2 protein-coding genes are annotated in these 2,647 nt (G+C 66.0%); both read left to right on the top strand.

Features of this window, described 5'->3' with window-relative positions:
• The first annotated feature begins 197 nt into the window (after positions 1–197).
• A complete protein-coding gene (gene istA, locus PV768_RS21715) occupies positions 198–1,730 on the top strand; it encodes an IS21 family transposase (protein WP_421094192.1) in 1,533 nt (510 codons plus the stop codon).
• A complete protein-coding gene (gene istB / locus PV768_RS21710; RefSeq protein ID WP_421094191.1) occupies positions 1,727–2,515 on the top strand; it encodes an IS21-like element helper ATPase IstB in 789 nt (262 codons plus the stop codon). The genes istA and istB overlap by 4 nt, the downstream gene beginning before the upstream one ends.
• Positions 2,516–2,647: the final 132 nt, after the last annotated feature.

The raw sequence follows: 2,647 nt of genomic DNA, 5'->3' as shown, positions 1-2,647 counted from the left end.
TGTAAGCGGCCATGAAAAACTGCCCATAGGCGGCCACGTAATTGCCCACTGACGGCCAGTAGAACTGCCCAGCGGTGGCCATGAGATCTGCCCACTTCCTTACTGAACCTGCCGCGTCTTAAGCGGCAGGGGCCTCTCCCCGGGATTTGATGACGGTGTCTAGTCGCACCAAATGTCGTCCCAGGAAGAGGCCCTGTATGAAGCATGACGGAGAAATCATGGAAATTCTTGCTGCCTACGATCTGACCGGATCGTTGCGCGCCACCGCGGAGCTCACAGGCTGCTCGCACCACACTGTTGCCAGACACGTCGCAGCCCGTGACGCCGGCCGGCCAATCGCAGAACCAGCGCCCCGGCCCAGGGTCACGGACGCCTACCTGCCCAAGATCGAGGAATGGATCGAGGCGTCCAAGGGCCGGATTCGCGCCGACAAGGCCCACGAGAAGCTCCTCGCCCTGGGCTATGAAGGGTCGGAGCGGTCCACCCGCCGCGCGATCGCTCAGGTCAAAGCCGCCTGGCGGCTCGGACACACCCGCGTCCACCGGCCGTGGATCACCGAGCCCGGGATGTGGCTGCAGTACGACTTCGGCGACGGGCCACGAATCGGCGGAGTGAAAACCATCCTGTTCGTTGCGTGGCTGGCGTTCTCGAGGTTCCGGATCGTGATCCCGTTGCGGGACCGGACCGCGCCGAGCGTGTTCGCAGCCCTCGACCGGTGCTTCCGGATTCTGGGCGGGGCACCGACGTATGTTCTGACCGATAACGAGAAGACCGTCACCACCGCCCACGTCGCAGGGGTCCCGGTGCGGAACCAGCAGACCCTGGACTTCGCCCGCCACTACGGGGTCACCGTGCTGACCTGCCAACCCGCTGACCCCGCCACCAAAGGCGGAGTCGAAGCGTCGGTGAAACTGGCCAAAGCCGACCTCGTGCCCACAGACACTAACCTGAGGCCCGGTTACGCCTCCTTCGCCGAGCTCGAGGCAGCCTGCGAGGGGTTCATGGACGAGGTCAACAACCGGGAGCATCGGGCCACCCGCCGCAAACCCGCAGTAGTTTTGGCGGAGGAAGCGCCCCGGCTGCACCGGGTCCCGGAGACCGCGCATACGGTCGCGTTCGGGCTGGCCCGTATAGTCCCGGAGAACACCCCGATGGTCTCCTTCGAGAACGCCCAATACTCCGTGCCGTCTCATCTGCTCGGCGCGAGGGTGTTCGTCCGCTCCCACGGCACCGGCCCTGATGAACAGGTCATCATCGTCCACCACGGCCCGACCGGCCCGGTCGAAGTCGCCCGCCATGGCCGGGCAAGGCCCGGCAGCCCCGCGATCATCGATGAGCACTTCCCCTGGACCCGGACCAGGATCCCGGGCGACTACGCCGTGAAGGCACGCACCGCCGGTGAAGCCGAGTTCCTGGCCATTGGCGCAGGCGCCAAGACCTGGCTCGTGGAAGCTGCCGCGGCAGGAACAGGCCGGATGAACGTGAAAATGGCCGAGGCCGTGACCCTGGCCAAAATCGCCGGGACCGAGTCCGTGGACCGTGCCCTGGGTGATGCTGCGCTCCATGGCCGCTTCGCCCACGGCGACCTGCCGTCCATCCTGAACGCGAACATCCGCCGCACCACCACCCACATTGCGGACGAAACCAGGTCCCTCACCCAAGGCACCAGCGCCTGGGCAGGCCTCGGCGCCGGGCCGTCCAGCACCCCAGTGAAGGAGCAGAGCCGATGACCCCAGTCACAACCACGAACACCACCGCTCCGGCCCTGCCGGCCGAGCTGGAAGCGCTAATGCGGCAACTGAAGATGCCCCACGCCCGGGCACTGGCCCCGGAGCTGATCGCTACCGCACGAGCCCAGCGCTGGGAACCGACCGAGATCATCAAGGCCCTGTTCACCGAGGAAGCCGCAGGACGGGCGCGGTCGATGCTCGCCACCCGGCGCAAAGCGGCCGGCTTCCCGACCGGAAAGACCTTCGACGTCTGGGACCCGGCCGTCTCCTCGATTCCGGCGCCGACCCAGCAGGCCCTGCGCACCCTGGAATGGATCACCCGCAGGGAGAACCTGGTCGTCTGCGGGCCCTCCGGCACCGGGAAAACGTTCTTCCTCGAAGCCCTCGGCCAGCAAGCCGTCGAAGCCGGGATGCGCGTTGCCTGGTTCAGACTCGAGGACCTCGGCGCGCTCATCCGCGCGCATCGCACCGACGACAGCGTCACCAAGGCCGTCGCCAGAATCCTCCGCGCCGAACTCGTCGTGATCGATGACATCGGCCTGCTGCCCGTGGCGACCGACGCCGCCGAAGGACTCTACAGAGTTGTGGACGCCGCCTACGAAAAACGCTCCGTCGCGATCTCCTCGAACCTGCACCCAGCCGGCTTCGACGAACTCATGCCCAAAACCCTGGCCACAGCCACAGTTGACCGGCTCCTACATCACGCCCACGTCTGCCAAACAAGCGGCGATTCCATCCGACTCACCCAAGCCCTCGCGGGGAAAGGAGTCACCCAACTGAATTAACAGACCCACGATGGCCAACCCCACCGACAACCCCCAGTGGGCAGATCTGTTGGCCATCACCGGGCAGTTTTACTGGCCACCAGCGGGCCGATTAACTGGCCGCCCGTGGGCAGAAACAAATGGCCATTGACA

The organism is Pseudarthrobacter sp. CC4, assembly GCF_048957775.1.
Classification (GTDB): Bacteria; Actinomycetota; Actinomycetes; order Actinomycetales; family Micrococcaceae; genus Arthrobacter.
This window is presented reverse-complemented; position numbering and strand designations above follow the sequence as displayed.